The organism is Celeribacter sp. SCSIO 80838 (assembly GCF_056498065.1).
Genome location: NZ_JAZKMA010000001.1, coordinates 3,068,183 through 3,094,232 on the forward strand (window position 1 = coordinate 3,068,183; position 26,050 = coordinate 3,094,232).

A 26,050-nucleotide genomic window follows, 5' to 3' on the forward strand; every position below is an offset into this window, starting at 1 on the left:
CCCTTTCAGGGCGCTATGTCCCCAAACCATTCCGGTGCGAATTCCAGATGCACATCCCCCGGTTGGCCCTGACCCGCACCGGCGACCACGTACTCGACTTTCATGACTTGCAGAGGCTCGAGTCCGTAAGACAGGGCAAGGAGACCCATCTGTCCCCTCAGCATAACAGAATTGGCGAAAAACGCCATGATCATTATCAAAACAGCACTTTGCAGCGCCAGTTTCGGGGTAAAATTCCGCAATTTGATGCGGTTTTCCCGAATGTGGTGAAGGATCGCCACAGAGAGCAGGATCACATAGATCACCGCGTTCAACAGCGTCAAAAGATAGAACCCCGGCGCCACCACGAGATGCGCGCGCAGCATGACCGGAAGGATCGCGCCCAGCGCCAGAACCGCGTACACCATGATGATCCGCATGGGCATGGTGGCCTGCGCCGCAGCCCCCTTGGGCGTGATGCGGAAATCCACGAAATGCCCGGAGATCCGATCTCGCACCGCCATGGCAACGCCCCATAGCACCCATGGCCATTGCAGGGCGACGAAGAGGATTTTCTCCCAGGCGAGAATCTTCGCATTCATCGGTCGCAACAACCCGTCGCGTTTCAGCCCCCGCACGATCACAAGCGGGATCAGCGCCATCGGGAAACTATGGGCGATAAAGGACGGATACGTGACATCGGCATAAGTGAAATCGAACAGCACCGCCAGAACCGGTGCGACATAGGCCATGGCCATGGCCAACGCGAAAAACACGTACCAGAGCTGGCAAAGCAGGAAGAGCGCCTTGAGCCGGAGCGGCAGTTGCGGCAGGTAATCGGGCGTATAGCGCAGCAGGAGCGAGACGAGCGAACGCGACCACTGGAATTCCTGCGTCACCAGATCCGGCAGCGTCGTCGGCCCGTCGCCCAGCGCGATCGCGTCGATGGCATGAACCCCGCGCCATCCGGCCGCCGAGATCAACATGGTGGTGGAATGATCCTCCGCCAGTTCCGGTCCAAGCCCCCCCGCCTCTTTCAACGCTTTCGTCCGGACCGCGTAATGCGATCCGATGCACATCGGCGTCAGAAGACGCGTGTAACCCGCCTGAAAGATGCCATGGAATGCCGCCTCAACATAAAGCCTGGTGCGCGCCGCCCAGTGCCCCTTGGCATTGGCACCACAGATCGAGGGAGCCGAGACATAGCCCACCTCCGGATCGGCAAAGGGCCGTACCATCTCGCGCAAGTATCCGGGCCCCGGCACATGATCCGAGTCGAACTGGGAGACGATGTCATAGAGCCGATAGCCCCATGTGTCGTAGAAATAGGCCAGATTGCCTTCTTTGCAGCGGGTCCGGCGCGGCCATTCCTTTTGGTGATAAACCGCAAGTCCGTGGCGCGACGAGATATGCACCCCATGGGCCGCACACCAGTCGGTGACCTCGCGTGTCGGCTGTTCGTCGGCGAGCCATGTGTCATGGGGGTAATCCTGCCCCAACATCGCTTCGAGCGTGGGCCGGATCACCTCGAAGGGTTCCGAGGGCGTCTTCGTCACGATCATCGCCACCCGGTAAGCCCCCGGCACGGGATCAGGTGCGGCGGAGCGATGTGCGGCGAGGAAGATCACCATGAAATAGGCCTGCATGCTCCAGACCCAGACCAAACCGAGGGTGATCAACCCGAAGCGGACGACGCCCCCCACATGCGCGGGTTCGAACCACCAGATCCAGAACCACAGAGAGGCCAAGAACCAGAGCACCGCCAGAAAGCCGTACCAACGCCTGCGCCCTCGCGAGAACAGTGGGGCGAGCATCGGTCGAGGCGCGAGGCCCGGGTGCCGGGGCACGGGGCGCTCCACAGATTGGGCAGAGGGTTTGGGCATCACAGGCTTGACCATCACTCATGCGACCTTCGGCGCCTCCGCGGGTTTCTCAGCAAACCAAGGTGCGGCATGACCGACAATCTCGTCGATCTGTCTCCACCGAGCCTCAAAACCAAGCGCCTCATGCGCCCGGGACGGATTGGCCACCAGTTCCGGCGGATCGCCCGCACGTCTCGGACTGTCGATATGCGGCACGGCATGACCCGTCACCCGCTCAACCGCATCGAGGATCTCCTGCACGGACGTCCCCTTGCCGGTGCCGAGGTTGAGCTTGAGCGGCCCCGCCCCTCCACGCAGCGCATTGAGGGCGAGCACATGGGCCCGCGCGAGATCGCTGACATGAATGTAATCGCGCACACAAGTGCCATCCGGCGTCGGGTAATCCGTACCAAAAACCTGAAGCGGCGCGCCGGTGCCTTGGGCGGCCATCAGCGCCAGCGGAATAAGATGGGTTTCCGGGTCATGGCGTTCGGACAGCTCGAACTCCGGGTCCGACCCCGCCGCGTTGAAATAGCGCAGGGCAACGAAGTTCAGCCCCCAAGCCGTGGCGGCATCTTCCATCATCCATTCGCAGATCAGCTTCGAGCGCCCATAGGGGTTGATCGGCACCTGCGTCATGGTCTCGTCGATCGGGACACACTCCGGCACGCCGTAAGTGGCACAGGAGGAGGAGAACACCAGTCGTTTGACGCCCGCCTCCTGCATCGCCCCCAGAAGCCCGATCATGCCACCGACATTGTTGTCGTAATACATCTGCGGCTCCTGCACGCTCTCGCCGACATAGGCGAAAGCCGCAAAATGGATCACCGCGTCGATGCGTTCGTCTTTCAGCACCTGCGCAAGGTGCGCCTCGTCACGCATATCCCCTTTGACAAGCGGCCCCCAACGCACTGCATCGGCATGCCCGCGTGACAGGTTGTCATAGACCACGGGCACCACCCCTGCCCGGCTCAGCGCCTTGCAGCAATGCGACCCGATATACCCCGCGCCGCCGGTGACGAGCACGCGCGTGGGTGTGGACGAAATCTGTGTCATGCCGCACCTCCCCCCGCGAGCAGATTGATCACATTCCCGGAGCCAGCCTGTTCCTGAGACAATTCCAGCTCTTTGCTGAAATACGTCACCGTCGGCACGAGCCCTGCGCGCAACGACACTTGCGGCGCCCAGTTCAGCAGGGTTCTCGCCCGCGTGATGTCGGGACGCCGTTGTCGCGGGTCGTCTTTCGGCAGATCGCAATAAACCGCGCCGCCGTGCCCCGGGATCATCTTTTGCACCAGACGCGACAGCTCGTTCATGGTGAACTCGCCCGGATTGCCGAGATTGACCGGCACAGCGCCGCAGGTTTCGCATTCCATCAGCGCCATCAGCCCTTCGAGCATGTCGTCGATATAGCAGAAGGAGCGCGTCTGTTCGCCCGTGCCGTAAATCGTCATCGGCTCGCCCTTGAGGGCCTGCACGATGAAGTTGGAGATCACCCGCCCGTCCTCCGGGTCCATCCGCGGCCCGTAGGTGTTGAAAATCCGCGCCACGCGCACATCGACGCCGCGCGTCACATGCATATCGTGGAACAGGGTTTCGGCGGCGCGTTTGCCCTCGTCATAGCAGGACCGCGGCCCCATCGTGTTGACCAGCCCGCGATACTCCTCGTTTTGTGGCGAGACATCCGGATCGCCATAGACCTCGGAGGTCGAGGATTGCAGCACGCGCGCACCTTTTTTCGATGCCAGTTCAAGAAGATTGAGCGCCCCCATGACCGAGGTCTGGAACGTGTGGATCGGGTCTTTCTGGTATTTCGGCGGCGAGGCCGGGCAAGCCAGATTGTAAATCCGGTCCAACTGCCCCTTGATACTGAACGGCTCGACGATGTCATGCAGGAAAAATCGGAAGTCCGGCTCCGACATCAGCGCGCCAATATTCGACAAGCGTCCGGTTTCCAGATTGTCGACGCAGATCACCCGATTTCCCTGCGCCAGAAGCCGTCGGCACAGGTTCGAGCCGATAAACCCGGCACCGCCCGCGACAAGAACAACCCTTTGTGCAAAATGCTGTTCACTGGATACAAGACTGAATTGCGGATCGAGCCGCTTCACGTTGGAGCCCATCTCCCCCTCCTGTCACCCTGATCCCTATAAAGCCCCCGCAGCAGAGACATCAGAGCCGTTTGTGCTAAACGTCTATATTTTACATCATAGCCCAAAAATCGGCGTTGATATGTCTCAATATAACCATAATTTGAAATACACCTTTATGGTTAACATGCTGCAAAGCCGCACAAATCAGCGCTGCACCGCGTCGAATTCCTGCATGAAACCCTTGTCTTAATCCCCCACCGGCACCGGGCCAGAAAGCGCCCCAGCACCTCCCAAAGCGCCCATCAAAGACTGAGCCAGCTCTGCTCCACCACGGCCTCCATGGCAACGTAGCTCGTGGTCGAACTGATATACGGCAGGGCGGAAATTTTCTCGGCCATGATCTCGCGATAATGTGCCATATCGCGGGAGCGCAACTTGATCTGGTAGTCGAACCCCCCGGCGATCATATAGCACTCTTCGACCTCCGGAATACTGCGCACCGCCGCGTTGAACTCTTCCAAAGCCTTTTGGCGCGTGTCCGAAACCCGCACCTCGATATAGGTCACATTGGTCAGCCCGAGCTTGAGCGGCGAGAGGATCGCCCGATAGCCGGTGATCAACCCGAGATCCTCCATCTGTTTGATGCGATAGGTCACAGGCGTCTTCGACAGACCTACCTTTTTAGACAGTTCCGTGATCGGGATTCTTGCGTTGGCCACGAGTGCCTCGAGAATTTTCTGGTTGGTCGCGTCCAAATCGAAATTCATACTAAATCTTCCCTGATTTTAGGTCATATCGTCTACTATTACGCCAATAATAGAGCCTTCGTCTAGAAATTATCCGGTACATGTGGCGAAACTCCAGCTCCAGAGGTCAATATGGCTACTCCCTCCTTCCCTGCCCTTGGCTTTGCCGCAAAATACGCTCCTGAGAATCAGTTGCTCGATCGGCTGATCACCGAGGCCGCGATTTCGCCCGAAACCCGCGCCGCCATTTCTGCCCGCGCCGTGACCCTCGTGAAACGCATCCGTACCGAGGCCAAACCGACGCTCATGGAGCATTTCCTTGCCGAATACGGGCTCTCGACCCGCGAAGGCGTGGCGCTCATGTGTCTTGCCGAAGCCATGCTGCGCGTGCCGGACAGCTTTACCATCGACGCGCTGATCGAAGATAAGATCGCGCCATCGGAGTGGAACAAACACATCGGCACTGCTGCCTCCTCGCTGGTGAACGCCTCCACTTGGGCTTTGATGCTCACCGGCAAGGTGCTCGACGACAATCAACCCGGTGTGGCGGGAACGCTGCGCGGCGCGGTCAAACGTCTGGGCGAGCCGGTCATTCGCGCCGCCGTCGGGCGCGCGATGAAGGAGATGGGCCGTCAGTTCGTCTTGGGCGAGACCATCGAAGGCGCGTTGAAACGCGGCGAGGCCCGCGAGAAACAGGGCTTTACCTATTCCTTCGACATGCTGGGCGAAGCCGCCCGGACCAAGGCCGATGCGGATCGTTACGCCAAGGATTACGCCGACGCCATCGCCGCAATCGGCAAACATGCCGCCCATGACACGATCGTCGACAACCCCGGCATTTCGGTGAAATTCTCCGCCCTGCACCCGCGCTATGAAGTGGCGCAGGAAGCGCGCGTGATGTCCGAGCTTGTGCCGGTTCTGACCCGCCTCGCCCGTCAGGCGAAAGACGCGGGCATCGGGTTCCATGTCGATGCCGAAGAACAAGACCGTCTGGTGATCTCCTTCAAGGTGATCGAAGCGGTGCTCTCCGACGATTATCTCGCCGGGTGGGAAGGTTTCGGCGTCGTGGTGCAGGCTTACGGCAAACGCGCCGCCCCGGCGATTGATGCGCTTTACGACATGGCGAAACGCTATGATCGCAAGATCAACATCCGCCTCGTCAAAGGTGCCTATTGGGACACGGAGATGAAACTCGCGCAGGTCACCGGCCAGCCGGGCTTCCCGCTCTATACCTCCAAAACCGCGACCGATGTGTCCTATGCCTGCCTCGCCCGGAAGCTCTTCGGCATGGGCGATCACATCTTCCCGCAATTCGCCACGCATAACGCCCATACGGTTGCGACCATCATGGAGCTTGCCGAGGGGCGTCCCTTTGAGTTCCAGCGCCTGCACGGCATGGGCGAGCGTCTGCATGACATCACGCTGAAGGAAACCGGCGGCCATTGCCGCATCTACGCCCCCTGCGGCGCGCACCGCGATCTTCTGGCCTATCTCGTCCGTCGCCTGTTGGAAAACGGCGCGAACTCCTCCTTCGTGCACCAGATCGTCGACGAAAGCGTGCGCCCGGAAGACATCGCGAAAGACCCGTTCGAAGCCTTGGCTAGCGCCAAAGCCCCCTCGGGCCTCGTGCATCCGGCGCAAATCTTCGGTGGCGACCGCGTCAATTCCAAAGGCTGGGACCTCACCGACGATGGCGTTTTAACGGAGATTTTCGCCGCCCGCGATGTGGCCCTGCCAAATGCGCACCCGCTCACCGTCGAAGCCCCCACCGGCACGGCCCAACCGGTGACCAATCCGGCCACGGGCGAGACCATCGGCGAAGTGATTGAGGCCGACAAAGCCACCGTCGACGCCGCGCTCGACAACGCCCGCAGCTGGACCGCCCCCGCCGCAGAGCGCGCCGCCGTGTTGCGCCGCGTGGCCGATCTCTATGAGGCCAATTACGGCGTGCTCTTCGCCATCCTCGCACAAGAAGCCGGGAAATCCCTGCTCGACGCCGTGGGCGAAGTGCGCGAGGCGGTCGATTTCCTGCGTTACTACGCACAGGAGGGCGAAAACGACCCGCGCGCGCCCCGTGGCATTGTGACCGCGATCAGCCCGTGGAACTTCCCGCTCGCCATCTTCACCGGCCAGATCTCTGCCGCGCTGATGGCCGGGAATGCCGTTCTCGCGAAACCTGCCGAACAGACGCCGATCATCGCCACCAAAGCCATCGCCCTGATGCATGAGGCCGGTGTGCCGCGCGAGGTGCTGCAACTCCTGACCGGGCGCGGCGCGACCGTCGGCGCGGCGCTGACCTCGGACAAGCGCGTCAAAGGCGTGGTCTTCACCGGCTCCACCGACACGGCCCAGCGGATCAACCGCACCATGGCCGAGCATCTCGAACCGGGCACGCCGCTGATCGCCGAAACCGGCGGGCTCAATGCGATGATCGTCGACTCGACCGCGCTCTCCGAGCAGGCCGTGCGCGATGTCGTGGCCTCGTCCTTCCAATCCGCCGGTCAGCGCTGTTCCGCGCTGCGCTGCCTCTACCTGCAAGAAGACAGCGCGCCGCATGTGATCGAGATGATCAAAGGCGCGATGGACCAGCTCACCGTCGGCAACCCGTGGGATCTCACCACCGATGTCGGCCCGGTGATCGACCGCGAAGCACGCGACGAGATCGCGGGCTATGTGGCGCAGAAATCCAACAGCATCATGCACCAGATCGCCGCCCCTTCCGAGGGCATGTTTGTGGCGCCGACGATGCTTAAAGTTTCGGGCATCAACGATCTCGAACGCGAGATTTTCGGCCCGGTTCTGCACATCGCGACCTTCAAGGCCCGCGATCTCGACAAGATCGTCGCCGAGGTCAACGCCCGTGGCTTTGGCCTGACCTTCGGTCTGCACACGCGGATCGACGAGCGGGTGCAAACCATCTCGGAGGCGATCCACGTCGGCAATATCTACGTCAACCGCAACCAGATCGGCGCGGTCGTCGGCTCGCAACCCTTTGGCGGCGAGGGTCTCTCCGGCACCGGTCCGAAAGCCGGTGGCCCGCTCTATCTTGGCCGTTTCTTCGCCCCCGAACCGGGGCTTGCGGAGGCGGGCAAGTTCGAGCGTGGGGCCGATCTCAAGGCGTTGCGCGAGGCGCTGGCCAAACCGGTTGAGACCAAGCTCGAAGAGCGCCTGATGCCGGGGCCGACCGGTGAGATGAACCGTCTCGCCTTCTACACCCGCCCGGCCGTGCTCTGCCTCGGACCGGGGGCGGATGCTGCCAAGGCGCAGGCCGCGGCCGTCGAGGCTCTGGGCGGGATCGCCATCGCCTTTGGCGGCACGCTCTCCGCGAAAGACCTTGCCGCGCTCGATGGCTTCTCCGCCGCGATCTGGTGGGGCGATGCCGAGACGGCGCGGAGCTTCGCCAAGGCGCTGGCCTCGCGCGATGGGGCGATCCTGCCCCTGATCACGGCGCGGCCCGACAAGGCCCATGTCGCCCATGAACGCCACCTCTGCGTCGACACCACGGCGGCCGGCGGCAACGCGGCACTTCTGGCGGGCTGAACGGCGCCACCTCGAGATCATCAATAAAAGGGCGCGGGAAACCGCGCTCTTTTTATGTTTTATGCTGGGGGCCGGACTTTTATGGTCTTTCATCCTGACTTTGCAGGAACCGAATGAGACCGCTCGGCATTGTTGAAGAGGGCTCAGCAGGCAACATCCGTTGCAACCTTCCTTATGGCCTTCACCGCAGCCGAAACATCAAACGCACGTCCGGTATGATCTGAACCGCGCACAGCTCCGCACGACGGTCATTTTCCGGGACTTTCGGTGAAATTTTCACCAGAGACGCTTTCGAAATCACCCTTGCGACATCGCGCAAACCATGGTTGTCTCAAGTTTGAGACAACCTCTTTGTCAGCTTTCCGATCTGGCAAAGCACATCAAAGCAGATTTTCAGCGAGTCCAGAGTGGAAGAGACCCAGATCAATTTCCAAGACATCGGCGCACGGCTCAAGGCACATCGCCTCGGCCGCAACCTCTCCCCGGAGGAGCTTGCGACCCGGCTGAACATTTCTCGCGCCGCCCTTTACCGGGCCGAAAAGGGTGAAATCGCCAAAATCGACATGCTCGCAGCCATCGCCCATGAGTTGCACGTTTCTCTGCCCAGCCTTCTCGGCGTCGGCATCGAATATGTCGACAATGCCGTCAGCTTTTTCGAGCGCATGCGCCAGATCGAGGAGGATTGCGAGCAGATCATCGGCCTGTTCAGCCCGATTTCCTATCTGGTCACGACCGACCGCTACGACAGCGTCCTCAAGGATGTACTGAGTGAATCGGTGCCCGGCTCAGAGCAGCAGGACATTGCGAAAATCCTCGACATTCTGGCAAAAAGAAAGGCGCGCTTCGCCCAGAGACGCCCGCTTCTGGCCTCGATCATCTCGGATGCGGACATTCGGAAATTCCTGCGTGAGGGTCTTGAGGGCAGCCCGGAATTGCCCCCCGAGATTCGCGACCACCGACGCCGCATGGCGCTGACCGAGGTGGAACATATCGTCGAAATGCTGCGCGCACCCGACATCGGCATCCAGATCGGCGTCGCTCGCGAACCCATCCCCTCCACCTCCTTCCAGATCATGCGTCAGGCCGGACGCTCGATCCTGACGATCAGCCCCTTCCGCCTTGGCCACAACCCGAACATCCGCATCGGCGTTGGCCTGATTACCTCCGCCCCCGAAGCCCTTGAGTTGCATGAAGGCATTGCGGAACGGCTCTGGAACAGCTCCCTCAAAGGCCGGGAAGCGGCGGAGCATGTTGAAAATTTGATCGCCAGAGAAGGCCTCACACCCTGAATATTCGCCCAAAAATTCACCATTAAATTAAATCATCTGGTCAAAATCAAATTTCGTCTCATTTTTTAGACTTTTTTATTGACCTACCCTCCGCTTTCGGGAGTCTATGATTTCCAGAACCAAACCAACCGGGAGCGCCCCATGTCTCAACCCAAACCCCTTCTGTCCGCCGTGCTGCTGGCCGGTCTGGCGCTGGCCAGCCCTGCGCTTGCGCAGGACTACGTGGCCCGCATCGGCCATCTCGAAAGCACGCAGCAAAGCCGCCACATCTATCTCGAAAAGGTGGCTGAACTCGTTTCCGAGCGCACGGACGGCGATGTGGAATTCCAGCTCTTTCCGCAGGGGCAGCTCGGCAACCAGCGCCAAATGAACGAAGGCGTGCAGCTTGGTACGCTTGAGGCGACCGTCGCCCCCGCCGCCTTCCTCGGCGGCTTCAATCCGCTGGTGTCGATCCTCGACATCCCCTACCTGATCCCCGAAGACGCCGACAAAGCCGCGGCCCTGCGCGACGGTCCCTTCGGTCAGGCGCTTCTCGACAGCTTCTCCGACAAGGGCATGGTGGCGATCGATCTCTGGCCCAACGGCAAGAAACAGTTCACCTCCAACGAACCGCTCGACACGCTTGGCGATTTCGCAGGTCAGAAATTCCGCGTCATGGATAGCTCGATCCTGATCGAACAATTCAACGCCTTGGGTGCCTCCGCCATCGCGCTGCCGTTCGGTGAGCTTTACACCTCGCTCCAGACCGGCGTTGTGGACGGCGAGGAAAACCCGCTCGACACCATCAAGGCGATGAAATTCTACGAGGTGCAAAAGAACCTCGTCGTCTCCGATCACGGCGCGATGGAGGATGTGATCCTCTTCAACCCGATGTTCTGGGACAGCCTGCCGGAAAACTACCAGACCATCATCAAGGACGCCTTCGCCGAGGTGATCCCCGAGCTGACCGCGCACAAAGCCGCCGCCGTCGAGGCCGCTCTTGAGACCATCAAGGAAGCCGGCACCAATGTGCGCGTCGCCGACGAGGCCGAGCGCGCCGAGTTCCGCGACGTGATGTTCGGTCCGGCCTCTGCCGCCTATGTCGCCAAAACCGGCGATGCGGGCCAGACGCTGCTGGACATCTACACCGAAGCCTACGGCAAGCTCTGAAACTGACGGCCCCGGTTCCCCTTCCGGGTCTCTCCGCTCCGCATCCGTTTTGAAATGGATGCGGAGTACGTTTTTCCACGGTGATCGAAAGCCCCTCTCATGAAAGCTCTCAATCTGCTTCGAACGGTCGAAAGATCCGTTCTCATCGCCCTATTCCTGATCATGGTGTTTCTCTACACCGGCTCGGTCGTGACCCGAGAAATCGGCGGCACGTTTGCCAGTCGTTTCGCCTGGATCGAAGAAGCGGTGCGGATCATGAACCTGTTTCTGGTGTTTCTGGCCCTTGGGCTGGCGCTTGAGCGGGGCAAACATGTGGGCATCACCAATATGCGCGATCGCCTGCCCGCCCCACTTCTCAAAGCACTCCTGAAACTCATTGATGTCGTTGGGCTTTGCGTGAGCCTTTATGTGGCGTGGCTGGCGCTCGATCTTGTGCAATTCGTGCTCAAATCCGGTCAGAAATCCCCCACACTCGGTGTGCCGATGGGCGTGATCTACCTCGCCCCCGTCGTGGGCTTCCTGCTCTTGGGGCTGCGCTACGGTCTCAGCCTTATGGGCCTCATCGACCGCTATCAGGAGGCCACCGAATGATCTTCGCCCTCATCATCGTGCTGGCCATTCTCCTTTTGGTGGCTGGCTTCGAAATGCTCCTCGTGCTGAGCATCCCGGCCCTCGCCTACAAAGAAGCCTTCTACGCCCGCCTGCCCGACGCGGCGGTCGTGCAGAAGATCGTCGGCGGCATCGACCATTCGACGCTTCTGGCGATCCCCTTCTTTATCTTTGCGGCCAATCTCATGGGCTCCGGCCAGATCGCGAGACAACTGATCTCCGTCGTGAAGGCGCTTGTCGGCCACACCAAAGGCGGCATGGGTCATGTCGTCGTCGGCGGCTCCATGGCCTTTGGCGCGGTCTCCGGCTCCGCCCCCGCCACGGTCGCCGCCATGGGCCGCATGGTCTACCCGGAACTGCGCCGCGCAGGCTATTCCGATAAATTCAGCCTCGGGCTTTTGGTCTCCTCCGCCGAAACCGCGCTTTTGATCCCGCCCTCGATCACGCTCATTGTCTATGGCTGGATCACCGGAACCTCGATCTCGAAACTCTTCGCAGGCGGTCTTGCCGTCGGCGTTCTTCTGGGCTTCGCCTTCTCCGTCTATGTCCGCATCCAGGCGGCGCGCGACGGCGTCACGCACGATGCGCGCCTGCCCTGGCCCGAGCGGTTCAAAGCGATCTGGGAGGCGAAATGGGCGCTCGGCATGCCGGTGATCATCCTGGGCGGCATCTATTCCGGCTTTATCACGCCCACGGAGGCCGCCGCCGTCAGCGTGGTCTATGCGATCCTCGTCGAGATGTTCGTGTTCCGCGCGCTCGATCTCAAAGGCCTTGCCAAGATCACCGAGGACAGCGCCGTCAACACCTCGATCATCTTCGTGCTTCTGGCCATGGGCGGGCTGATTTCCTTCTTCGTCACACTAGCGCAGGTGCCGAATGAGATTATCGCATTTCTCGAGGCCTCTGGCGCGGGCAAGATCACCTTCCTGATCGCCGTCAACGTACTGTTCTTCGTGGCGGGCATGTTCATCGATCCGAACTCGACGCTTTTGGTGCTGGTGCCGCCGCTCTACCCGGTCGCCATGAGCTTCGGCATCGACCCGGTGCATTTCGGCATGCTGGTGACGCTGAACGTGAGCCTCGGGATGATCACGCCGCCCTTCGGTCTCGACATCTTCGTCGCCTCCTCGACGCTGAACAAACCCGTGGCCGACATCATCCGCGGCGTCTGGCCCTTCGTGCTGGTGAACCTGATCGTGCTCTTGCTGATCACCTATATTCCGCAAATCTCCCTCTTCATTCCCAAGCTGATCTACGGCTAACCCGAGGCAGACAAATGACCCACATTCCGACCACCGTGTCCGTCCCTGTTCCGCAGGGGCTTCGGCCCCGCTGTGCCGAAGCCACCTGTGTCGTGCGCTCTAATACCCCTGTGAATGGCGAATATCGCCTGCTCACTCTGGATGCGCCCGAGGCCATTCTCGAGTGCCAACCGGGGCAGTTTTTCCAACTCTTGTGCCCGGCACCCGAGGGGGAAACCCCCTTCCTGCGCCGCCCGATGAGCATCTACGGCTATGACAAAGCCGCTGGCCGTCTGGAATTCCTCTACAAGATCGCGGGCGCGGGCACGCGCGGCCTTGCCACGCTGCGTCCCGGTGATGCCTTCAATGTGCTCGGCCCCTTGGGCCACGGGTTCTCGATGCCCGAAAACTGGCAAAATCTGATGCTGGTTGCACGTGGTGTGGGCCTTGCCACCCTCGCGCCTCTGGCCCGTATGGCGCAGGAAAAGGGCCGCAAACTGACCGCGATCTGTTCGGCGCGACGTCCGGACTTGGCCATGTCGGTCGATCTGTTCGAAAGCTACGGCGCCGAGGTGATCGTGGTGCATGACGAGGACGGCAGCTCCATGCCCGAGGCCCTGCGCCCGCTGATCGAGGCGCGTATCACCCGTGGAGAAGTGGACGCCTTCTACACCTGTGGCTCCTCGCGCCTGTTGCGCCTGTTGCAAGACCTCGGCGACACATACGGCATCCCCGGCGAGATCGCCATGGAGCAGCAAATGGCCTGCGGCCTCGGCATGTGTCAGGCCTGCGTGCGCAGTTTCCGGGTCGGCGACCGCATTCTCCAGCGCCGCGTCTGCCGCGAAGGCCCCGTGTTCCCGATTTCGGAGGCGATCTAATGAAAGACCTGCACACTCCTGATCTCAGCGCCCGCATCGGCGCGCTGACCTTCCAAAACCCGATCATGCCCGCCTCCGGCACGTTTTCCGAAGACCTCGCCGATGTCTTCGATCTCGATGTGCTGGGCGCACATGTGCTCAAGACCATCATGCACGGCACCCGTGCGGGCAATCCGACGCCGCGGGTCTGTGACATGCAATCGGGCATGATCAACGCCATCGGCATCCCCTCCAAGGGCATCGACTATTTCCGCGATGAGATGCTGCCCTATTGGGCCGGGTTCAAAGCCCCGCTCGTGGTGTCGATCTCGGCGCATTCCATGGATGAGTTCGCAAGACTGTGTTCCGAGGTCAGCCTGCCGGGCGTCACCGCGATTGAGGCGAATATCTCCTGCCCGAATATCGAAGCCGACGGCAACGCCTTTGCCATGCGCCCCGACACGACGCATGAGGTCGTGACCCGCCTGCGGGCGGAAACCGACCTGCCGCTCTGGGCGAAACTCACGCCCAACACCGGCGAGCCGGTCGAGGTGGCCCGCGCCGCCGAGAACGCAGGCGCCGACGCGCTCGTCACCGCCAACACCATGCTGGGCATGTCCATCGACATCGGCACACGTCGCCCGCGCCTCGGCAATGTCATGGGCGGCATGTCCGGCCCCGCGATCAAACCCATCGCGCTCAGGATGACCTATCAATGCGCGCGCGCCTGCGAGATTCCGGTGATCGGTTGCGGCGGGATTTCCACGCTCGACGATATTTTGGAATTTCTCATCGCGGGCGCAAGCGCGGTTCAAATCGGCACCGCGACGTTCCAATCTCCGACCGTCATGGCCCGCCTCATCACGGAGCTTGAGGACTGGATGACGACGCGCGGTATCGCCTCGCTCGACGAGATCATTGGCTCCATCGAAGCGCCCGAAGCCGGGGTGTTCGAATGAAACACCACCGTACAGAAGAACTGGCCGATCTGGCGGCCGGGATGTTCGAAGACATTCGCGCGCTCAGCCGCGATGTCGCCGGTGTCAGCCGTCCGGCCTTTTCCTCTATCGAGACGGAAACGCTTGATTATCTCGCGTCCCGCGCGCGCGCCGAAGGCTTGTGTGTTACTGAAGATGCGGGACGTAATCTTCTGTTTTCACTACCAGAACACAAAGATTCAGACAACTTTACCATCATTGGCAGCCATGTGGACAGCGTTCCCATGGGCGGGAATTACGACGGGCTCGCGGGCGTGATTGCCGGGCTGATCGTCCTCATTGCCGCGCGCCGGGGACAGCGCCACCTGTCCCGTCCGGTGCGGGTTCTGGCGATGCGCGGCGAGGAAAGCGCGTGGTTCGGGGCCTGTTACATCGGTTCGAAACTTTTGACCGGCACTCTGCCCGAGGGGGAATTCAACGCCGCACATAAGGGCGACGGTCGGCCACTCAGCGCGCATCTCGAAGACCTCGGCATCGACACAGCACCGGTCAAGGCGCATCGGCCGCTCTGCGATCTGAGCCGGATTAAGGCCTATCTCGAACTGCATATCGAACAGGGTCCGCTTCTGGTCGAACGCAACATCCCCGCCGCCGTCGTCACCGGCATTCGCGGCAATTTCCGCTATCGCGACAGTCGCTGCATCGGTCAGGCCGGGCATTCCGGCGCCGTGCCGCGCGCCTATCGCCATGACCCGGTGCTGGCCTTTGCCGAGTTGATGCACCGGCTCGACGGCACCTGGCAGCACCTGCTCAACACCGGTCAGGACCTCGTGCTGACCTCGGGCGTCATCGGCACAGATCCGACCCGCCATGCCATTGCCCGCATTCCCGACGAGATCGGATTTTCCCTCGACATCCGCTCGCAGGATACCGAAACGCTCGACCGGATGCGCGCCTATCTCAAAGGCGAAATGGCCGACATCGCGCGCTCCCGCGGCGTGCGCTTCGAGCTTGGCCCGGAGGTGGCGGTTGCCCCGGCACTCATGGACCCGAAACTGGTCGCAAAATTGGAAACAGCCATGGAGAAAGTCACCGGTGAGGCGTTTTCCATGGCCTCGGGCGGCGGCCATGACGCCGCGATCTTCGCGCAGGCGGGCGTGCCCTCCGGCATGGTTTTCGTGCGCAACAGAAACGGTTCGCACAACCCCGACGAGGCAATGGAGATCGCCGATTTCATGGTGGGCGTGGACATTCTCTCAACCTTTCTGGAGGCCTCACGATGACAACACCCACGATGCCTTTGAGCCCCGAGACCCGTGCCGATTTCGCCCGGCGCACGGCACTTGCCCTTCTCGACATTCGCGCCGTCGAAGTCGCAGGGGAGCGGCCTTTTATCCTGTCATCGGGCATCGCAAGCCCGGTCTATATCAACGTGCGCAAAGTCATCTCCGTCCCTGCCGTGCGCGAAAAGCTTATGGGATTTGCCACCGAGGTGATCGACGCGGAGATCGGGCGCGACCGGATCGACGCCATCGCAGGTGCCGAAACCGCCGGCATCCCCTTTGCCGCGTGGATCGCCGGCGAGACCGGCCTACCGATGCAATACGTTCGCAAACGCGCACAGGGGTTTGGCCCCGAGGCGCAGATCGAAGGGCTCTGGGAGACCGGTCAGCGCGTGCTTCTCGTGGAAGATCTGACCACCGACGGCGCCTCGAAACTGCGGTTCTGCCAAGCTCTGCGGGCGGCGGGGCTGGTCGTCGAGGACGTGTTCATGCTGTTCCAGTACGACATCTTCCCCGAAACCCGTACGGCCATGGCGCAGGCGGGCATCCGGCTCCATGCGCTCGCCACCTGGAAAGACATTCTCGACGTGGCCCGCGCGCATGACCGTTTCACCCCGGAACAACGCGACATGATCGCCGCATTCCTCGACAACCCGCTCGACTGGTCGGCCGCTCATGGCGGTGCGCGCAGCCTGACATTCTAAACCCGATGTTCTAAGGAGACACCGATGTTCACTTTCCTCCTCGATCTGATCACCGAAAAAGGCCGGGGCATCCACGCCTATGCCGCCGCCTCGAAAGCCGCCTTCGCGCACGCGCTCGAGGAACCGGATCACGCCGCCGCTTTCTATTTTCTTGCCACCAGCGCCGAGCATTTCGTCGACCTGCACGAGCGTCAGCCGCTGTCGGGCGAAGAGCTCGACCGGAATTTCACCGCCTTTCAGGACGACATTCATGCACTGGACGCGGTGGCGCAAGCCGATAAGGCCAAGCAACTCGAAACCCTCAACGCCGTCGTGACGGCCCGCATCGCCCGCAACCTCTGAGGGCGTCAGAGGCGCTCAGGCCTCGGCAATTGCGGCGAAGGCCCCGGCAAGATCGGGGCCCGACAGCCCCTTGCCCACAAGCGCCGAGAGCAACAAACGGGCCTTCACTGCGGAAAGATCCCCCGCCAGAAGCGCGCCTTGGGCCAGCAGCGTGACGCCGCCGCTGTCCTTGCCGTAAATCGCCTGCGTGCGGCCTTCGTGACAGCGGGACGCCACCACGACCGGGCATCCCGAGGCGACGAGACGCGCCGTGGCATCGGCGAAGCCTTTGGGGGCATTGCCCCGTCCGAAGGCGGAGAGCACGATCCCCGTCGCCCCCGCCTGCCCCGCCAGTTCCATCAGCCGGGGCGAAGTCCCGAGGCCCAGCGCGATCAGCTCCACATCCGGGTCGAGCGCAGAGGTCTCCAGCGCGACACGCGCCTTGGCCGGACGGGTGTAGAGATGCACCTGCCCGTGATCCACCTCTCCGAATTTGCCAAGCCCCACGGAGCGGAAGGTGTCGACGCGGGAGGTATGGGCCTTGGTGACATAGCGCGCGCCATGGATGTCGCCCTCGAACAGGATCACCGCCCCCACGCCCGTGAGATCGGCACTTGCGGCGGCACAGATCGCATCAAAGATGTTGCGCGGACCGTCCGTGTCGGGCTGTCCGGCATGGCGCTGCGCGCCGGTGAAGACCACGGGCTTGTCGCTTTTGACCAGAAGCCAGGCGAGAAAGGCGCTTTCCTCCATCGTGTCGGTGCCATGGGTGACGACAACGCCGTCCACATCGTCCCCGGCGAGCACCTCGTCGATCCGGCCACAAAGCCGGTGAATGGTCGCCAGATCGAGCGCATAGCTGCCCGCCGCCTCGAAATTCTCAACCGTGACGGAGATGCCTTCGAGCGGTTGGTGCAGGCTTGCCAGCAAGGTTTCGCCGCTCAACCCGGCATTGACGGCACCTGCGGTTTTATCGGCGGCGGAGGCGATGGTTCCGCCCGTGGCGATCAAGACGACATGTTTCATCGGTGTCTTTCCATAGGTGTTAAGCGATTGTTATGGGTGTTGTGCTGTGCAGCCGCAGATCACAGGCCGCATCAACTGGCGCGGCGCTGCACACGAGCCTTGCCCGCCGCGAGATCCACAAGTTCGTTCCAGCGGCGCACGACGTAATTGTGTTCATCCATGGTCGAGTTCCAGATCGCGATATGATGCGCCCGGTCCTGACGCGAACCGCCGGAGCGGGTTTCGCCCGCCCGGATCGCGGGGCGCCCGGCCACATCGTTCAGTTCATGGGCCGCAGGGAGACCCTCATACCAATAATCCCATTCCGCCTGGGGCATATGCGCCTTCACACGTTCGGAGACGGACATGTAATAGCCCTGCCGGGCCACCACGGAACCGGCATAGCCGTCGAGATACCAGTTCAGCCAGTCATAGGCCCTGTCGAGTTTTGCGTCCTTCAGGAGGCGCGACAGGCACATCCCGCCATGCCAGGCACGATAGCCTTCGATCGGGCGGGCCTGACGCACATGCACACCGCGCCGCTTCATCTCGACGATCGTCGGCGACCAGATCGAAGCCAGTTTAAGCTCGCCGTCCAGAAACCGCTCCACCGGATCGTTTGCCCGAAGCCAGAACGGGCTCAGATGGCCGGAGTGAATGAGGCTCTTACCATGCGCGACCAAGACGTCGATCTCCGCCACGGACATATTGCCCATGTTCTCGAATTCCATCTGCCCGGAGGCCGACAGAGCCAGCGCCAGATCGAACAGGCCAATCGCCGGTTCATCGACCAGAGACACCCGCCCTGCCCATTGCGGATCGAGAAGCGCGGCCCAGCTTCGAACATCGCGGTCGACATCGAGCCCCGACGTCTCAACCCCGAAACTGTCGAAATTGTAAAAGGTCGGCAGCATGGAAATCCGCCCGCTCGGGCTGTCGGACAGGGTCATGTCGTGCTGCACGAAGAGGCGCGAAGCAGGCACATCGCCCAGCGCCTGACGCCCGCTCGTGCCCATGATCCGCGACAATTCGTCGAGATCGTTCCAATGGCTGATCCGGCGGGTGTCGATGGCCTGCACCGCACGCCAGTACCAGACGATGTCGAGATTATGGAAACACTGGTCGTAAATGTCATAGCTCGACGGATCGAGCGCGGCGGTGCGTTGTGCGCTGTTGAAATCCATCTCGATGAATTCCAGCGGAAAGCCGAGATCCGCCTCCGCGCGATCCTTGAGAAAGCGCCACGGCTGGATTTCGGTCGTCAGGATGCGAAGCGGTTCCGTCATCAGGCGGCGGCCCGGACCCCGGAGAGTCCCATGAACGCGGCAAAGCTGCGGCGGATCTGTTCGGGCGACAGCCCTTCGAGAATGAACACCAGACGCGACTGTCGCGGCCCCTCCGGCCAATGCGTCATATGTGTCGGCGCATGCACGAGATGCTGCACGCCATGGACCGCAATCGGCCTGTCTTCGCCTTCGAGCGCCAAAATGCCCTTCACCCTGAAAATCCTATCGCCATGCTTATGCAGCAACAGTGTAAGCCAGGTTCCGAACATAGTCCAATTGATCTCATCCTCGATGACGAGAGAAAAGCTTGTCACGCCAAGGATATCGTCATGATGATGCGCGGCGTGAGACGCATGGTGGTGATGGGCGTGATCCTGGCTCTCATGACCACAGTCCGGCCCGCAGATGTGACCATGTGCGTTCCTGCCGAGCAGCCCCTCGGCAAAGGCCGCCGGACCAAAGCCGCCAAGGATCTCCGCCACCGGCGCCTCGCTGGTCACGATCCGCGCCGCCGGGTTGATCCGCGCCAGACGGTCGCGCAGCGCCTGATCCTGCCCCGGTTCCGCCAGGTCGGTCTTGGTCAGGACGATGCGATCCGCCGCCGCGATCTGGCGCACGGCTTCGGCGCGGTGGTCGACCTGAAGCGTCGCATTGACCGCATCGACCGTGGTCAGCACGCCGCCATTGGTGAAATGCGAGCGCAGCACCGGATGGGCGGTCAGGGTTTGCAGCACCGGATAAGGATCGGCCAGCCCGGTGGTCTCGATCACCACGCGGTCAAAGGCGATCTCGCCCCGCGCCCGCAGGCTGTCAAGATTGCCGAGCGCTTCGGCCACCTCACCGCGCACGGTGCAACAGATACAGCCGGATTTCAGCAGGATCACATTGTCGTCGATCCGATCCAGAAGATGGTGATCCAGCCCCACCTCACCGAATTCGTTGATCAGCACCGCCGCCCCTTCCATCGAAGGGTCTTGCAGCAGGCGTTGCAACAGTGTGGTCTTGCCGGAGCCCAGAAAACCGGTCAGCAAAATGACAGGGGTCATCGGCGTCCCCCCTCTTCCATCCATGCAATCAAACCCTCGTCGAGCGGATCGAAATCACGCCCAGCGAGCGCCTCGGCCTCGGGCCAGAGGTGAGACAGGGCTTCGAAGACACTGGACGCGCCCGTCGGGGAGCTCACGACATAGGAACGTCCCTGCCAGACGTCGAGTTTGAGACGGCGATAGGACAGAACCGCATTGGCCGCCTTCAGACGTCGCCCGCTCTCGGCCCGGCGGGACTGCGTATCATGGTTGCGGGTGTAAACCCCCGGACGTGCAATGGCACTGGTCCAATGATCGTCACAGCCGAGAATGCCGCACAGAGAACACATGATCCGTCCTTTCGAAATCGTCGAAAAAGACGGACGGCACAGGGGAAGGCCGTCCGCCCAGTGAACCCACGAGGAGTCAGCCGCGCGGGAATTTCGCGTCGTAATCGTCCGCCATCTCGTTCATGGTGACGAATTTCACACCCTCATGCGAGGCCATGTGCTTGAACAGGCGTTCGAGCATCAAAAGCACTTGCGGCCGACCGGAAACGTCGGGGTGGATGGTGATCGGAAAGACCGCGTAATCCATGTTCTCGTAGACCCAGTCGAACTGGTCCTGCCACATCTGCTCGATGTCGCGCGGGTTCACGAAACCATGCGAGTTCGGCGATTTCTTGATGAACATCATCGGCGGCAGGTCGTCGAGATACCAGTTCGCCGGGATCTCGATCAGGTCGGTTTCCTCGCCACGCTCCAAGGGCTTCATCCAGTCCTCGGGCTTGCCCGCATAGTCGATCTTGGTCCAGGTATCGCCCACACGAACGCGGTAAGGCTCGAAATCCTTATGCATCAGAGAGTGATCGTATTTGATGCCTTTTTTCAAAAGCAACTCGTTGGTGACATTGGAGAATTCCCACCACGGTGCGACATAGCCGGTCGGACGTTTGCCGGACAGCTCGGTGATCAGGCCGATACATTTGTCGAGAACCGCCTCTTCCTGCTCCGGGGTCATGGCGATCGGGTTTTCGTGGCTGTAGCCGTGGATGCCGATCTCGTGGCCGCGTTTGGCGACCTCTTTCATCTGCTCCGGGAAGGTTTCGACGGAATGGCCGGGGATGAACCAGGTGGTTTTGACACCGAGCTTGTCGAACAGGTCGAGCAGACGGATCGAGCCGACCTCGCCCGCGAACATGCCGCGGGAAATGTCGTCCGGGCTGTCTTCGCCGCCGTAGGAGCCGAGCCAGCCGGCCACGGCGTCCACATCAATCCCGAAACCGACGAGAATTTCTTTTGCCATTGGATAAGTCTCCTGTTGGATGATTAAGCGTGAATGAGAGTGACGGAGGCCGGGTCGATCCCGAGGGTGACCGGCGCACCGGGGGTCAGGGCGCGCACTTCGGGGCGGTCCGCGCTGACCTCGACGGCGACGTCGCGTTCGCCCGGCAAGCGGACCTTGAGATGCCCGACCGCGCCGACCAGATGGCGTTCAGCCAGAACCCCTTCGAGGCGGATTTCGTCCGGCGTGTTCTGCGGCGCGATGCGGAAGGCTTCGGCGGGAACGACCGCAAGGGTCTCATCGCCCTGCCCCACACCTTTCATCACACCATAAGGCGTTTCGATCAGACCGAAGCCCATGTCTGAGGCGCCTTTCGGCGTGCCTTCGAACACCGTGTTCGAGCCGATGAAGTCGGCGACAAAGGGCGTTTGCGGACGGCGATACAGCTCGCGCGGGGCTGAGATCTGTTCCACCACACCGTTCGACATGACCACAACCCGGTCCGACAGGCCCAAAGCCTCGGATTGCGCGTGGGTCACGAAGATGAAGGTGATGCCCAGCTCGCGTTGCAGAAGTTTCAATTCGTTCTGGATGATCCGGCGCAGGTTGGCGTCGAGCGCGCCAAGCGGTTCGTCGAGCAGAAGGATTTCCGGTTCGACCACCAGCCCCCGCGCCAGAGCGATACGTTGACGCTGCCCGCCCGAAAGCTTGTCCGCCTTGCGATCCGCGAATTGTTCCAGATCGAACATGTCGAGGATGCGGTCCACCTTGCGGTTGCGCTCGGCCTTGGGCGTGCCTTTGACGTCGAGACCGAAGGCCACGTTCTCGCGCACCGTCATATGCGGGAAGAGCGCGTAGTTTTGGAAAATCATCGAGGTCGGACGTTTTTCCGGCGGGATGTGGGTCACGTTCTGCCCCATCATCATGACCTCGCCATTGGTGATGTCCTCGAACCCGGCGATCATCCGCAGCGTCGTGGATTTGCCGCAGCCCGACGGGCCGAGAAAGGCCACAAACTCGCCCTTCTCCACTTTCAGATCGAAATCGGAGACGGCGACGGTGCCATCGGAATAGGTCTTGCCGACGGAAATCAGCTCGAGATCGTAGAGCATGGCGATCAGCTTTCGTGTTATATGTTCAGGAAATGGGCGGGCAGCCCGGAAGAGGTGAATGGACCGCCCGCCAACTCGGATCAGGCGTTCAGGAATTCGTCCCAGCGCATGATCAGATGGTCGTATTCATCCGGCCACTGGTGCCAGTAGGCGACGTTGGACGCGCGCTCTTCGAGCGAGCCGCCATCGCGAAGATCGCCCGGGTTGATGCCGCGCTCGGCTTCGCCTTTCCACGGCGCACCTTCGTACCAGAAGGCATAGGCGTCGGGGTCCATCGCCTCTTTGATGTTGGTCGAGGGCGAGTAGTAGCCCTGTTCGGTGACCGCGATGCCCGGCTCGCCCGACAGCCAGAAGTTGGCATAGGCAATGACGGCTTCTCGGTTCGGCGTACCTTTGAGCATCGACGGCCCGATCGCCCAGCCGCGCGTGCCTTCTTTCGGCGTCGCGTATTTGGCGGGCTTGCCTTGGGCTTTGACGGCCATGACGGCGGGCTGCCATGCGTCGCAGACGACCATTTCGCCGGAAGCCATCAGGTTGACGAGCTCGCCGAAATCGCCCCAAAGCGCACGGAACTGACCGTCTTTCTTTTTGGAGATCAGGAACTTCGCCGCTTCGTCGATCTCGTCCATCGTCGGGTTACCGGGATTCTTGGCTTCCAGCAGACCGAGCGAGTTCATGGCGAGGATGGCCTGACCGATGGCGATGAGCGGGTCGACGTTCAGGCCGGATTTGCCCTTCCATTTCTCATCGAACAGCGCGGTCCAAGTGTTGGCTTCCTCGTCGGTGAGGACCTCGGGGTTATAGCCGATGGAGTCAAAGTTGTAGACAGCCGGCACCATGTAGAGCTGGGTTTTGGCGTCATCCGCCCAGATCTGACCGGAGATTTGCGCGCGCGCATCCCATTTCGGATTGGTGGTGGTGAAGGTGTCGCGGATCGAGGCCCAGTTCGGCAGATCAGCCGCCGGGATGGGGTCGACATTGTCGGTCGCGATCAGCGCCGGAAGACGTTCGCCGATGATTTCCCAGCAGTCGTAATCAGACGAGCCGGAGAGGATTTTGGTCTGCGCATCCGGGTAGGTGGAGGGCGTGCCGGAGGTGGTGCCGACGCCGGACGCGGCCTTGAACATCTCGAGAATACGGTCTTGCACGGTGGTCGAGAGACCGGTGGTGCGCAGTTCCTGCTCCGAGAGATTGGCGGCATAGGCCATACGCGACCACGGGTGCAGGCCCGAGCCGAGGGCAGCAGCGCCCGCGGCGGCCCCGTATTTCAAAAAGCTACGGCGATTGGGTGTCAAAGTCATGGTGTCTTTCCCTGTTGATGATGACGTGGTGACATTGAGTGAAGTGCGGGAGCGTTCGTCGCCCCTCGTTGGCGACCTCAGTAGCGGCCGGGGGTCAGCCCCCCGTCCACGGTGATGACCTGACCGGTGAGGTAAGAGGCATCGGAGGAGGCGAGAAAGGTGATGACGTTGGCGATCTCGGCAGGCTCGCCCAGACGCTTCATCGGAATGTAGGGCGAGGCGATCTCTGCCGCGTCCGGGCCAAGGCTGTGGCCGGGATTGAGCAATTGCGCGGTGCGGATATAGCCGGGGGCGACACCGTTGACGCGAATGCCCTTGGCGGCGAATTCGACGGCGAGGCCGCGAATGAGACCGATCACACCGGATTTGGCGGTGGAGTAATGCACATGCTCATCCCAACCGTAGTTGGTGCCCATGATCGAGGAGAGGCAAATGATCGAAGCCCCCTCTTTCATCGCCGGAAGCGCCGGGCGGATCACCCGCATCATGCCGTAGAGATCGACGTCGAGCGTTTCGTGCCAGGTCTCATCGGTCATTTCCGCCATCGGCACGCGCAGCGCGATCCCGGCATTGGCGACGATCACGTCGATACCACCGAAGCGCGCGTTGAGACCACCAACCAACGCATCCGCCGCCTCGGTCGAGCGCACGTTCAGCGCGTGAAACTCGGCGCTTCCGCCCGCGGCTTCGATCTCGGCGACGACCGCTTGGCCCTTGTCTTCGAGCACATCGGTGACGATCACATGATCGCCCTTGGCCGCAAAGGCCAGAGCGGCTGCGCGACCGATGCCGATGCCCGCACCGGTGACGAGAACAATACGTTTATCCATTTGAGAGCTTTCCATTTTCTGGGATCACAACATGACGTCGCCGGAGTTCGGCCCGAGCGTTTGCCCGACGAACAGCGCGGCATCGTCAGAGACGAGGAAGGAGACGACACCACCGACCTCCGCCGGAGAGCCAAAGCGCCCGAGCGGCAGTTCCGCGCGTTTTGCGGTCTTCCAATCCTCGGACAGCGCCTCCACGAGCGGCGTGTTGATCGGCCCGGGCGCCACGGCATTGACGCGGACACCTTGGGCGGAGACCTCGCGGGCCAGCGATTTCGTCATGCCGATCACGGCGGCCTTGGCACCGGCGTAATGGACCAGTTCCACACCGCCGATTTGACCCAACTGCGAGGCGATGTTGACGATATGCCCCTGCCCTTTTTCGAGCATCGCGGGCAGGCAAGCACGGGTGCAGAGGTAGTTGCCCCGCACATGCACCGCGAAGATTTTGTCGAACATGGCAGGCTCGATCTCGGTGAACCGCGCCTGATGGCCAAAGCCCGCGTTGTTGACCAAAATCTCCGGCGCGCCGAAATCTTCGGTGATCAGATCGACCATCTCGGTGACGGCGGCCTCATCGCTGACATCGGCGGCATAGGCGCCTGCGACACCGCCGGCGGCGTGGATTTTCTCGACGGTCGCCTTGGCGGCCTCAAGTGAGAGATCGTTGACGGCAACTGTGTGACCGTCGGCGGCAAGGCGGAGCGCAATGGCCGCACCGATGCCGGAGCCTGCGCCCGTGACGAGAGCGATCATCATGCGTCCTCCTGACCGGAATAACGGGAGGCCTTTGCGGTGAAGCGCTTCATCAGGAGGCCGTAGATCACCAGAAGGGTGAAACTGAACAGCGTGGTCAGCACCCCGAAGGCGAAGATGTTGGGATAAATCTCCACCGAAAACGTCCCGTAGATCGCCAGCGGCAGCGTCAGATCGCGACCTGCGGTGAAGAGCGTGCGGGCAAATTCGTCATAGCTGAGCGTGAAGGAAAACAGCATGGCGGAGAGCACACCGGGGAAGATGATCGGGAAGGTCACGCGACGGAAAGTCTGCGCCGGGCTGACCCCCAGCGAGAGCGAAGCCTCTTCCACCGTGCGGTCGAACCGGTTGAAAATGGCGAGCATCACGAGGAAGGCGAAGGGGTATGTGTAGACCACATGCAGCACAAAGGAAGTGCCCCACCACGCCCGCGCAATGCCCAGAGTGTTGGACAAAAGCGCCATGCCAAGCCCCACCAGAACACCGGGCACCATCATGCCGAGGATGATCAGATAGAACGCCGGACCCGAACCCTTGAACCGGGTGCGGAAGGCTTCGGCGCTCATCACGCCCAGAACGGTCGAGACCACCGTGGTCATGAAAGCGAGGACGATCGAGCGGATCAGACTATCGCCCACCGGAAGCTGCGAGACGCGGGAGGTTTCGGCAAAGCCCAGGAGGTGCTCATACCAGTAGACGGACCACTCGCGGATTGGGAATTGCGGCCCGCCATCGGCGCTCTGGAACGACAGGATCGCAAGGACAATCATCGGCCCATAGAGGAAGAGCAGGAAGAGAACAGTATAAATGGCGAGGGTGGGACGCAGGATGCGGGATTCCATG

At 61.7% G+C, this 26,050-nt stretch carries 24 protein-coding genes; 10 read left to right on the forward strand and 14 right to left on the reverse strand.

Annotation, left to right across the window (positions count from 1 at the left end):
• Nucleotides 1-5: 5 nt before the first annotated feature.
• The 4 genes from V1475_RS15415 to V1475_RS15430 all read right to left on the reverse strand — a co-directional run bounded on the left by V1475_RS15415 (nt 6) and on the right by V1475_RS15430 (nt 4,701).
• Complete coding sequence (locus V1475_RS15415) at nt 6-1,793, reverse strand: glycosyltransferase (RefSeq protein WP_479413455.1); 1,788 nt, start codon at nt 1,791-1,793, stop codon at nt 6-8.
• 87 nt (nt 1,794-1,880) lie between these two features.
• Entirely contained in the window at nt 1,881-2,897 is a 1,017-nt protein-coding gene (galE, locus tag V1475_RS15420; RefSeq protein WP_479413456.1) for a UDP-glucose 4-epimerase GalE, read from the reverse strand.
• A complete protein-coding gene (locus V1475_RS15425) occupies nt 2,894-3,964 on the reverse strand; it encodes a UDP-glucuronic acid decarboxylase family protein (protein WP_479413457.1) in 1,071 nt (356 codons plus the stop codon). The genes galE and V1475_RS15425 overlap by 4 nt, the downstream gene beginning before the upstream one ends.
• 272 nt (nt 3,965-4,236) lie before the next feature.
• Entirely contained in the window at nt 4,237-4,701 is a 465-nt protein-coding gene (locus V1475_RS15430) for an Lrp/AsnC family transcriptional regulator (RefSeq protein WP_479413458.1), read from the reverse strand.
• Nucleotides 4,702-4,812: 111 nt separating this feature from the next.
• Here V1475_RS15430 and putA point away from each other — a divergent pair, with 111 nt between their 5' ends.
• The 10 genes from putA (at nt 4,813) to V1475_RS15480 (ending at nt 16,632) form a co-directional block, all read left to right on the forward strand.
• Complete coding sequence (gene putA, locus V1475_RS15435; protein WP_479413459.1) at nt 4,813-8,220, forward strand: bifunctional proline dehydrogenase/L-glutamate gamma-semialdehyde dehydrogenase PutA; 3,408 nt, start codon at nt 4,813-4,815, stop codon at nt 8,218-8,220.
• 407 nt (nt 8,221-8,627) lie between these two features.
• The gene (locus V1475_RS15440) at nt 8,628-9,509 is read left to right on the forward strand and encodes a helix-turn-helix domain-containing protein (protein WP_479413460.1); all 882 of its coding nucleotides are present in this window, start codon (nt 8,628-8,630) and stop codon (nt 9,507-9,509) included.
• 141 nt (nt 9,510-9,650) lie between these two features.
• Complete coding sequence (locus V1475_RS15445) at nt 9,651-10,658, forward strand: TRAP transporter substrate-binding protein (RefSeq protein WP_479413461.1); 1,008 nt, start codon at nt 9,651-9,653, stop codon at nt 10,656-10,658.
• 99 nt (nt 10,659-10,757) lie between these two features.
• A complete protein-coding gene (locus V1475_RS15450; RefSeq protein ID WP_479413462.1) occupies nt 10,758-11,249 on the forward strand; it encodes a TRAP transporter small permease in 492 nt (163 codons plus the stop codon).
• Entirely contained in the window at nt 11,246-12,529 is a 1,284-nt protein-coding gene (locus V1475_RS15455; protein WP_479413463.1) for a TRAP transporter large permease, read from the forward strand. The genes V1475_RS15450 and V1475_RS15455 overlap by 4 nt, the downstream gene beginning before the upstream one ends.
• Nucleotides 12,530-12,543: 14 nt before the next feature.
• The gene (locus tag V1475_RS15460; protein ID WP_479413464.1) at nt 12,544-13,386 is read left to right on the forward strand and encodes a dihydroorotate dehydrogenase electron transfer subunit; all 843 of its coding nucleotides are present in this window, start codon (nt 12,544-12,546) and stop codon (nt 13,384-13,386) included.
• On the forward strand, nt 13,386-14,324 hold the full coding sequence (locus tag V1475_RS15465) for a dihydroorotate dehydrogenase (RefSeq protein WP_479413465.1): 939 nt from the start codon (nt 13,386-13,388) through the stop codon (nt 14,322-14,324). Before V1475_RS15460 ends, V1475_RS15465 begins: the two co-directional genes overlap by 1 nt.
• The gene (locus tag V1475_RS15470; protein ID WP_479413466.1) at nt 14,321-15,586 is read left to right on the forward strand and encodes a hydantoinase/carbamoylase family amidase; all 1,266 of its coding nucleotides are present in this window, start codon (nt 14,321-14,323) and stop codon (nt 15,584-15,586) included. Before V1475_RS15465 ends, V1475_RS15470 begins: the two co-directional genes overlap by 4 nt.
• Entirely contained in the window at nt 15,583-16,290 is a 708-nt protein-coding gene (locus V1475_RS15475) for an orotate phosphoribosyltransferase (protein WP_479413467.1), read from the forward strand. The genes V1475_RS15470 and V1475_RS15475 overlap by 4 nt, the downstream gene beginning before the upstream one ends.
• Before the next feature lie 24 nt (nt 16,291-16,314).
• The gene (locus V1475_RS15480; RefSeq protein ID WP_434286913.1) at nt 16,315-16,632 is read left to right on the forward strand and encodes a hypothetical protein; all 318 of its coding nucleotides are present in this window, start codon (nt 16,315-16,317) and stop codon (nt 16,630-16,632) included.
• 15 nt (nt 16,633-16,647) lie between these two features.
• Here V1475_RS15480 and V1475_RS15485 read toward each other — a convergent pair whose 3' ends face one another.
• The 10 genes from V1475_RS15485 to V1475_RS15530 all read right to left on the reverse strand — a co-directional run bounded on the left by V1475_RS15485 (nt 16,648) and on the right by V1475_RS15530 (nt 26,049).
• Complete coding sequence (locus V1475_RS15485) at nt 16,648-17,637, reverse strand: asparaginase (protein ID WP_479413468.1); 990 nt, start codon at nt 17,635-17,637, stop codon at nt 16,648-16,650.
• Nucleotides 17,638-17,708: 71 nt separating this feature from the next.
• Complete coding sequence (locus V1475_RS15490) at nt 17,709-18,902, reverse strand: ABC transporter substrate-binding protein (RefSeq protein ID WP_479413469.1); 1,194 nt, start codon at nt 18,900-18,902, stop codon at nt 17,709-17,711.
• Nucleotides 18,902-19,948 carry a CobW family GTP-binding protein gene (locus V1475_RS15495; RefSeq protein ID WP_479413470.1) on the reverse strand — a complete coding sequence of 349 codons (1,047 nt, stop codon included), beginning with the start codon at nt 19,946-19,948 and terminating at the stop codon, nt 18,902-18,904. The genes V1475_RS15490 and V1475_RS15495 overlap by 1 nt, the downstream gene beginning before the upstream one ends.
• Nucleotides 19,945-20,277 (reverse strand): hypothetical protein, encoded by a 333-nt coding sequence (locus V1475_RS15500; protein ID WP_479413471.1) that lies wholly within the window; start codon nt 20,275-20,277, stop codon nt 19,945-19,947. The genes V1475_RS15495 and V1475_RS15500 overlap by 4 nt, the downstream gene beginning before the upstream one ends.
• 76 nt (nt 20,278-20,353) lie before the next feature.
• Nucleotides 20,354-21,232, reverse strand: coding sequence for a polysaccharide deacetylase family protein (locus V1475_RS15505; protein ID WP_479413472.1), 879 nt, complete (start codon nt 21,230-21,232; stop codon nt 20,354-20,356).
• A gap of 23 nt (nt 21,233-21,255) precedes the next feature.
• Nucleotides 21,256-22,323 carry an ABC transporter ATP-binding protein gene (locus tag V1475_RS15510; RefSeq protein WP_479413473.1) on the reverse strand — a complete coding sequence of 356 codons (1,068 nt, stop codon included), beginning with the start codon at nt 22,321-22,323 and terminating at the stop codon, nt 21,256-21,258.
• Between the two features lie 80 nt (nt 22,324-22,403).
• Nucleotides 22,404-23,624 (reverse strand): ABC transporter substrate-binding protein, encoded by a 1,221-nt coding sequence (locus V1475_RS15515; protein ID WP_479413474.1) that lies wholly within the window; start codon nt 23,622-23,624, stop codon nt 22,404-22,406.
• Between the two features lie 77 nt (nt 23,625-23,701).
• Nucleotides 23,702-24,454, reverse strand: coding sequence for an SDR family NAD(P)-dependent oxidoreductase (locus V1475_RS15520; protein WP_479413475.1), 753 nt, complete (start codon nt 24,452-24,454; stop codon nt 23,702-23,704).
• A gap of 24 nt (nt 24,455-24,478) precedes the next feature.
• Entirely contained in the window at nt 24,479-25,210 is a 732-nt protein-coding gene (locus V1475_RS15525) for an SDR family NAD(P)-dependent oxidoreductase (protein ID WP_479413476.1), read from the reverse strand.
• Entirely contained in the window at nt 25,207-26,049 is an 843-nt protein-coding gene (locus V1475_RS15530; protein WP_479413477.1) for an ABC transporter permease, read from the reverse strand. Before V1475_RS15530 ends, V1475_RS15525 begins: the two co-directional genes overlap by 4 nt.
• Nucleotide 26,050: the final 1 nt, after the last annotated feature.

Bases quoted from the DNA above. Each gene is read 5' to 3' on its own strand.
- V1475_RS15415 (WP_479413455.1), bottom strand. From the start codon at position 1,793: ATGCTCGCCCCACTGTTCTCGCGAGGGCGCAGGCGTTGGTACGGCTTT.
- galE (WP_479413456.1), bottom strand. From the start codon at position 2,897: ATGACACAGATTTCGTCCACACCCACGCGCGTGCTCGTCACCGGCGGC.
- V1475_RS15425 (WP_479413457.1), bottom strand. From the start codon at position 3,964: ATGGGCTCCAACGTGAAGCGGCTCGATCCGCAATTCAGTCTTGTATCC.
- V1475_RS15430 (WP_479413458.1), bottom strand. From the start codon at position 4,701: ATGAATTTCGATTTGGACGCGACCAACCAGAAAATTCTCGAGGCACTC.
- putA (WP_479413459.1), top strand. From the start codon at position 4,813: ATGGCTACTCCCTCCTTCCCTGCCCTTGGCTTTGCCGCAAAATACGCT.
- V1475_RS15445 (WP_479413461.1), top strand. From the start codon at position 9,651: ATGTCTCAACCCAAACCCCTTCTGTCCGCCGTGCTGCTGGCCGGTCTG.
- V1475_RS15450 (WP_479413462.1), top strand. From the start codon at position 10,758: ATGAAAGCTCTCAATCTGCTTCGAACGGTCGAAAGATCCGTTCTCATC.
- V1475_RS15455 (WP_479413463.1), top strand. From the start codon at position 11,246: ATGATCTTCGCCCTCATCATCGTGCTGGCCATTCTCCTTTTGGTGGCT.
- V1475_RS15460 (WP_479413464.1), top strand. From the start codon at position 12,544: ATGACCCACATTCCGACCACCGTGTCCGTCCCTGTTCCGCAGGGGCTT.
- V1475_RS15465 (WP_479413465.1), top strand. From the start codon at position 13,386: ATGAAAGACCTGCACACTCCTGATCTCAGCGCCCGCATCGGCGCGCTG.
- V1475_RS15470 (WP_479413466.1), top strand. From the start codon at position 14,321: ATGAAACACCACCGTACAGAAGAACTGGCCGATCTGGCGGCCGGGATG.
- V1475_RS15475 (WP_479413467.1), top strand. From the start codon at position 15,583: ATGACAACACCCACGATGCCTTTGAGCCCCGAGACCCGTGCCGATTTC.
- V1475_RS15480 (WP_434286913.1), top strand. From the start codon at position 16,315: ATGTTCACTTTCCTCCTCGATCTGATCACCGAAAAAGGCCGGGGCATC.
- V1475_RS15485 (WP_479413468.1), bottom strand. From the start codon at position 17,637: ATGAAACATGTCGTCTTGATCGCCACGGGCGGAACCATCGCCTCCGCC.
- V1475_RS15490 (WP_479413469.1), bottom strand. From the start codon at position 18,902: ATGACGGAACCGCTTCGCATCCTGACGACCGAAATCCAGCCGTGGCGC.
- V1475_RS15495 (WP_479413470.1), bottom strand. From the start codon at position 19,948: ATGACCCCTGTCATTTTGCTGACCGGTTTTCTGGGCTCCGGCAAGACC.
- V1475_RS15500 (WP_479413471.1), bottom strand. From the start codon at position 20,277: ATGTGTTCTCTGTGCGGCATTCTCGGCTGTGACGATCATTGGACCAGT.
- V1475_RS15505 (WP_479413472.1), bottom strand. From the start codon at position 21,232: ATGGCAAAAGAAATTCTCGTCGGTTTCGGGATTGATGTGGACGCCGTG.
- V1475_RS15510 (WP_479413473.1), bottom strand. From the start codon at position 22,323: ATGCTCTACGATCTCGAGCTGATTTCCGTCGGCAAGACCTATTCCGAT.
- V1475_RS15515 (WP_479413474.1), bottom strand. From the start codon at position 23,624: ATGACTTTGACACCCAATCGCCGTAGCTTTTTGAAATACGGGGCCGCC.
- V1475_RS15520 (WP_479413475.1), bottom strand. From the start codon at position 24,454: ATGGATAAACGTATTGTTCTCGTCACCGGTGCGGGCATCGGCATCGGT.
- V1475_RS15525 (WP_479413476.1), bottom strand. From the start codon at position 25,210: ATGATGATCGCTCTCGTCACGGGCGCAGGCTCCGGCATCGGTGCGGCC.
- V1475_RS15530 (WP_479413477.1), bottom strand. From the start codon at position 26,049: ATGGAATCCCGCATCCTGCGTCCCACCCTCGCCATTTATACTGTTCTC.